This is a genomic window from Xylanibacter caecicola, assembly GCF_013166515.1.
GTDB lineage: Bacteria > Bacteroidota > Bacteroidia > Bacteroidales > Bacteroidaceae > Prevotella > Prevotella caecicola.
This window is the reverse complement of the sequence record NZ_JABKKJ010000009.1, coordinates 96,301-102,812: the sequence shown is the minus strand read 5'-3', so window position 1 is coordinate 102,812 and position 6,512 is coordinate 96,301. Positions and strand designations below refer to the sequence as shown.

Annotated in this window: 3 protein-coding genes and 1 pseudogene; all 4 read left to right on the top strand. The window is 44.3% G+C overall.

Annotated elements, in window-relative coordinates:
- A pseudogene (locus HPS54_RS13085) lies at nucleotides 1-119 on the top strand (IS30 family transposase); the annotation flags it as partial.
- Between the two features lie 160 nt (nucleotides 120-279).
- Nucleotides 280-1,152 carry a sigma-70 family RNA polymerase sigma factor gene (locus tag HPS54_RS07140; RefSeq protein ID WP_172344769.1) on the top strand — a complete coding sequence of 291 codons (873 nt, stop codon included), beginning with the start codon at nucleotides 280-282 and terminating at the stop codon, nucleotides 1,150-1,152.
- Nucleotides 1,153-1,219: 67 nt separating this feature from the next.
- Complete coding sequence (locus HPS54_RS07135) at nucleotides 1,220-3,247, top strand: DUF5686 family protein (RefSeq protein WP_172344768.1); 2,028 nt, start codon at nucleotides 1,220-1,222, stop codon at nucleotides 3,245-3,247.
- A gap of 14 nt (nucleotides 3,248-3,261) precedes the next feature.
- On the top strand, nucleotides 3,262-6,495 hold the full coding sequence (locus HPS54_RS07130) for a UvrD-helicase domain-containing protein (RefSeq protein WP_216653053.1): 3,234 nt from the start codon (nucleotides 3,262-3,264) through the stop codon (nucleotides 6,493-6,495).
- Nucleotides 6,496-6,512: the final 17 nt, after the last annotated feature.

Below are 6,512 nucleotides of genomic sequence, written 5' to 3'. Positions count from 1 at the left end.
ACAACTATATCAAGAAAGTGGGAAAGAAATTGAACCTCAGACCGAGAAAGAAACTAAATTTCTCAACCCCGAAAGAAGAATTCTTCAAACAAATCATTAATTTTGCACTTGCCAGTTGAAACTACCCCGATTTATTATACAGTTTTTTTGTATAAATAAAATGTGTCAAAACATTGATTATTTGAAATAATTTTTGTACCTTTGCATGCATTTTGTCGCATAATTTCGACTATTTGCTTATATATCAGGATTTTAGAACGTTTTTTTAAGGCATCAAGAATGAGACAATTAAAAATTCAAAAGAGTATCACAAACCGCTCAAGTGAGGCACTTGACAAATATCTTGTTGAAATAGGACGCGCTCCGTTGATATCCATTGACGAGGAAATAGAGCTTGCCCAGAAAATCAAGAAAGGCGGTCCGGAGGGTGAACGTGCCAAGGACAAGCTTGTCACTGCCAACCTTCGCTTTGTCGTATCTGTTGCCAAACAATATCAACACCAAGGACTTACACTTACAGACCTTATCGACGAGGGAAACATAGGCTTGATAAAGGCTGCACAGAAGTTTGATGAGACACGTGGATTTAAATTCATTTCTTATGCCGTATGGTGGATACGCCAGAGCATATTGCAGGCCATTGCGGAGCAAAGCCGCATTGTCCGTCTGCCGTTAAACCAGGTCGGGTCGCTCAATAAGATTAATCATGAGATAAACAAGTTCGAGCAGGAGAACCAAAGACATCCGTCTGTGTCGGAACTTTCCGAAGCAACCAACCTTGACGAGGAGAAGATCGGACAGTCTTTGGCTGCCGATGGTCATCACGTAAGCATAGATGCACCGTTCCAGGATGGTGAGGATAACTGCATGCTTGATGTGATGCCGAGCGGCGAAGACAGTCGTACCGACCGTGTTGTAGACCACGAATCAATGGCACAAGAACTGAACAGCGTGTTGAGCAAGGTGCTTAAAGAAAGGGAAATAACCATTATCCGCGAATGCTTTGGTATAGGATGTCACGAGAAAGGGCTTGAAGAAATAGGCGATCAGCTTGGTCTTACACGCGAGCGCGTAAGGCAGATACGCGAAAAAAGCATTGCAAAGCTTCGCGACAGCGGTAATGCGAAAATATTGATAAAGTATCTTGGATAAAGATTATTTATGCTAATAAAATCCTCTTCCTGCACATGGAAGAGGATTTTTTTGTACCTTTGTGTTTGTGAAACACTTGTCAGGACTTCTTATATTGTTGTTTTTCGTAGTACAGCCGTTCACTGTAACGAATACAGAGGCAAAGAATCATGACGGTTCTTTAATCCTCGACCGTGTTTTTTCCTATATTAATACACTTGCAGACAAAGACAGCACATCGGTAAATGTGTATGTAAGATATACAATAACTGTCGACAAGCGCAACCCTACCCTGCTTGTCATTCCTACAATGTATGCGGTGGCAAGAGGAAACAAGGAGTATGTCGGGGAGACATACAGCACCATAAAACTCAAGAACGGCAAGGCAACGGAGCCGCAGTTACATGTAAGCGTGGGAACCATTCCTCATCACCGTAAGGCAATGTCAGTAATAAACTCGTTTCAGGTACCTGCTTTGTATAAGCCCACAATGATAGGCAACAACCTGCTGTCGCCTTTCAACCGTATAAACAAGAAATTCTACAAATACAAGGTAACACATCTCACCGAAAACCGTTCGGAAATATTGTTCTTACCCAAGCTGCACAATACGCAGATGATAAGCGGTACAGCCATTATCGACAATTCGACGGGCAGGATAATCAGCATATACTTCTCGGGAGAGCATGACATGATAAACTTCAGGATAAGGGCTGTAATGGGCAGTGAGGGCTTGAAGTCGCTTGTTCCGCGGACATGCGACATCGAAGCATCATTCAAATTCCTTGGAAACAAGATAACAACCAGTCATCATGCCATAGCAACCGCTCCGGTAATGCAGGCGGATACCGTAACCGACTCGCACGACAGGGCGCTTATGGACAGGCTCCGCCCCGAGCCGTTGCCACGGAAAGAGGTGAGTATATACAACAGATTCGATTCCATAAGAAGCATATCGGATACAACAAGGTCATCTGAAGACAGGAAAAAAGACGTTTTATGGGATGTCATCGGTGACAATCTGGTGAACAGAATAAAAGGAAACTTCGGCACATCCGACAGAGGATCGTTCAGAATATCCCCTATTCTCAACCCTTTATACCTCGGATACAGCAACAGCAAGGGCGTTACATATAAGATGAAAGTGCGCGGAAGCTATGTTTTCTCTTCAAACAGCGACATTTCGTTGTATCTTAAGGCGGGTTATTCATTCAAACAACATCAGCTTTACTTTAAACTTCCGCTTACATATACTTTCAACAAAAGGCGCAACGGATATATGGTTGCGGAAATCGGTAATGGAAACAGAATAACAAACTCGAGCATTGTGGACCGGATAAAGCACGAGTCGTTGAGCGATATAGACTGGGATAAGATGAACCTTGACTATTTCAAGGATTTCTATGTAAAGTTCATAACCAACTACGACCTGTCATCGAAGTTCAGTATACAGCCTGGTATGATGTTTCACAGACGGTCTGCCGTTGACAGAAAAGGCTTTGAACTGGCAGGAAAACCTACAACATATCAGTCGTTTTCGCCGACATTGCAGATGCAGATACGCCCGTGGGGTTGGACCGGAGTGTACTTTACCGCCGATTATGAAAGAGGTATCAAGGGGATAGGTCAGTCGGTAATGAACTATGAACGTTTCGAGTTCGATGCCTCATGGATGAAGAAATATCACAGCATAAGGTCGCTTTCGCTTAGGGCGGGGTTCGGTTTCTACACTGCAAAGGACAAAGATTCGTATTTTCTCGATTACACAAATTTCTGCGACGAGAACATTCCCGGAGGCTGGAACGACGACTGGACAGGCGAATTTCAGATACTTAACAGCAACTGGTACAACGCTTCCGAGTATTATGTCCGTACCAACGCTACCTATGAGGCACCCATGATGCTCATTTCCCACCTGCCCCTGATAGGACGAACAATAGAAACCGAAAGGTTTTACATAAACACGCTGTTCGTAAACCACCTTCATCCGTACATAGAATACGGCTACGGATTTACAAACAGACTGTTTTCCATGGGCGTGTTTGCCGCCACACGCAACAACAAGTTTGACGGTATAGGCTGCCGTTTCGGGTTCGAACTGTTCAAAGACTGGTAATAAAACAGATATTTATGAAACCATTAGTCGTTTACAACGCAAGTGCGGGAAGCGGAAAGACCTTTACACTTGCTACGGAATATATAAAACTGCTGATTGAAAATCCACAAAGCTACCGCAACATTCTCGCCGTGACTTTCACGAACAAAGCCACGGAAGAGATGAAAATGCGCATACTCAGCCAGTTGTATGGTATATGGAAACTGTTGCCGGACTCGGAAGGATACATCAATGTTGTCACAGAACAGCTTGGCATATCAAAGGAATATGCAAGCAGACAGGCAGGAAAGGCACTTGGAAACCTCATGCACAACTACAGTTACTTCCATGTGCAGACAATAGATACATTCTTCCAGGGAGTTTTAAGAAACCTTTCGCGTGAGCTTGAGCTGACAACAAACCTCCGTCTGGCGCTTAACGACAATCAGGCGGAGACGTTTGCCGTAGACAGACTGATAGAATCTCTCGACAGTTCAAGCATTGTACTGAAATGGATTATCAGCCTTATATTGGAAAACATTGACGATGACAAAGGCTGGAACATCATTTCCGACATAAAACACTTTGGAAAGAACATATTTAATAATGTATACAGGCAGGAAAGCCCGGTGCTTAACGAAAAGATATCCGAGCGTAATTTCTTTGAAGACTATATAAAAGAACTGAATGGCATAATCTTTAGCGTGAAAAAGCAAATGGAAGACTATGCCGATATGTTTGAAAAGACACTGAGCAATGCCGGTCTTGTTCCCGAAGACCTTAAAAGCGGGGCAAGAGGCATTGCCGGATATTTCAGGAAATTGCGCGGCAATGACTTCAGTGACGGCGTCTTTCTGACCAAAACGCTCGAAAAATGCCTTGCTTCCCCACAGGAATGGGCTTCAAAGACCAGTCCTTACAGAGATGTTATATTGTCACTGGCAGAAACACAACTCATGGGTATTTTGGAAAATGCAGAGAACGACCGTGCAAGACTGTGGAGACTTTGCTCGTCGGCAATGGTAACTCTGCAATATCTCAGTCAGCTCAGACTGTTGAATAACATAGAGAAGAAGATGAGAGAGATAAATGCCGACACCAACCAGTTCCTGCTCAGCGATACGCAACAGTTGCTGCACGGACTGATAAACGGTTCGGACTCTCCCTTTATATTTGAGAAAATAGGAGCGCGACTGGAACATATAATGATTGACGAGTTCCAGGATACGAGTACGATACAATGGAAAAACTTCAAGATATTGCTTGAAGAGTGTATGAGCAACAGCGACGTGAACGGTGACAGCGGGACAGTTGGCAATCTCATAGTCGGCGATGTAAAACAAAGTATATACAGATGGAGGTCGGGAGACTGGCGGCTTCTCAACGGTATAGAGAAACAATTCAGTTCGCCTGCCGAACAACTGTCAATACGTACCCTTAACACCAATTACCGCTCAGAGCGCAATATCGTAGATTTCAACAACGCTTTCTTCAAGATAGCCGTAGACATAGAATACGAAAAGGAAAGGGAAATAAACGAAAGTGAGGCGCATGAACTGAAAGACGCATATGCAGATGTTTGCCAGACTGTGCCTTCAGGGAAAGAAGAGCGTGGATTGGCGGAGATAACGCTGCTTCCGAAATTTGATTATCAGGAGAATACTCTTCTGAATGTAAAGACACGCATAATGGAACTCATCGCTGCCGGGGCGTGTGTTGACGACATTGCCATACTGGTACGTACCAAAAAGCACATACCGGTCATAGCCGAGTATTTCAGCGATACAGACATAAAGATTGTAAGTGACGAGGCTTTCAAGATAGGTTCGTCGGTTGCCGTGAACATCATCATAGGTGCCCTTCGTTATCTCAGTCATCCGGACGATATATTGACCAAGGCGGAACTTATAAAGAACTACCGTAAGTTTGTCATTGATGATGCGTTGACGGACAACGATCTCTTCATAAGCGGCAATAACGACGACAGTTTCCTTCCGGAAGAGTTTGTAAAGAACTTTGAAACACTGCCTGACATGCCGCTGTTCGACCTCATCGAGCATATCTATCACATCTTCTGCCTGGACGCTCTTGACGGACAAAGCGCATTCATCTGCTCTTTCTACGACTGCGTAAACGCATTCATAAACGACAATCCGGCAGATATCGACGGGCTATTGGAAGAGTGGGAAGAGAATATCATGGACAAAACCATACAGAGTGACGATGTAAACGGAATAAGGATAATAAGCATACACAAGAGCAAAGGGCTGGAGTTTGACAATGTCATCATACCTTTCTGTGATTGGGAAATAGAAAAATACCGCTTTTCCGAGACACTATGGTGCCGCCCCTCTGTGGCTCCGTTCAACAAACTGCCTGTGATACCGGTGAGATATGGAAGCAAACTGCTCGATACCATATATGCCGATGATTACAGACATGAGCACATGCAGAACACTGTCGACAATCTGAACCTTCTTTATGTGGCATTTACGCGTGCCGGTAAAAACCTTTTCATCATAGGAAAGCAGGATGCTAAGAACTCACGTTCCACATTGTTGCAGGAATGTCTGCCTAAACTGCACGAAGAACTTCCGCAATCGACATTCAATGAGACAGAAGACGAGGGCGTAACGTTCTCGTATGGCAGACTGTATATAAGTGAAAAGAAAGAGAGAAGAGCCACCGCCAATGTCTTCATGCAGCCACAGACACCGTTGGATATCAAGATAGAGTCGTTCGGCACACCGGTCAAGTTTGTTCAAAGCAACAAAAGCCGTGCCTTTATCAACGACGACGGTGACGAAAGCGACCGGAATGAGTATATAACCATAGGCAATGTGATGCACAACGTATTCTCGCGCATAAGGACAACAGCCGATGTAGACAGCGTTTTGCGGCAACTCGAGTTTGAAGGAGTGCTCGATACCACCGGCTTGTCGGCAGACAAGGTGCGCACAATGCTTGCCAAAAGATTTGCGGACAAGCGTGTTGCCGACTGGTTCTCTCCGCATTGGCAGCTTTTCAACGAGTGTGAGATACTTTCTTTTGATCACGATACGGGAGACGTAATAAGGCGCAGACCCGACAGGGTGATGACAGACGGAGAAAGAATGATTGTCGTTGACTTTAAATTCGGACGTCCTAAAGATGAATATCCCGCACAGGTAAGAGAATATATGGCGCTGCTTGGTTCTATGGGATATACCAATATAAGCGGATATCTGTGGTTCGTTTATACCAACAAGATTGTGGAAGTGAAAAATTAACCGTAACATTTATATGC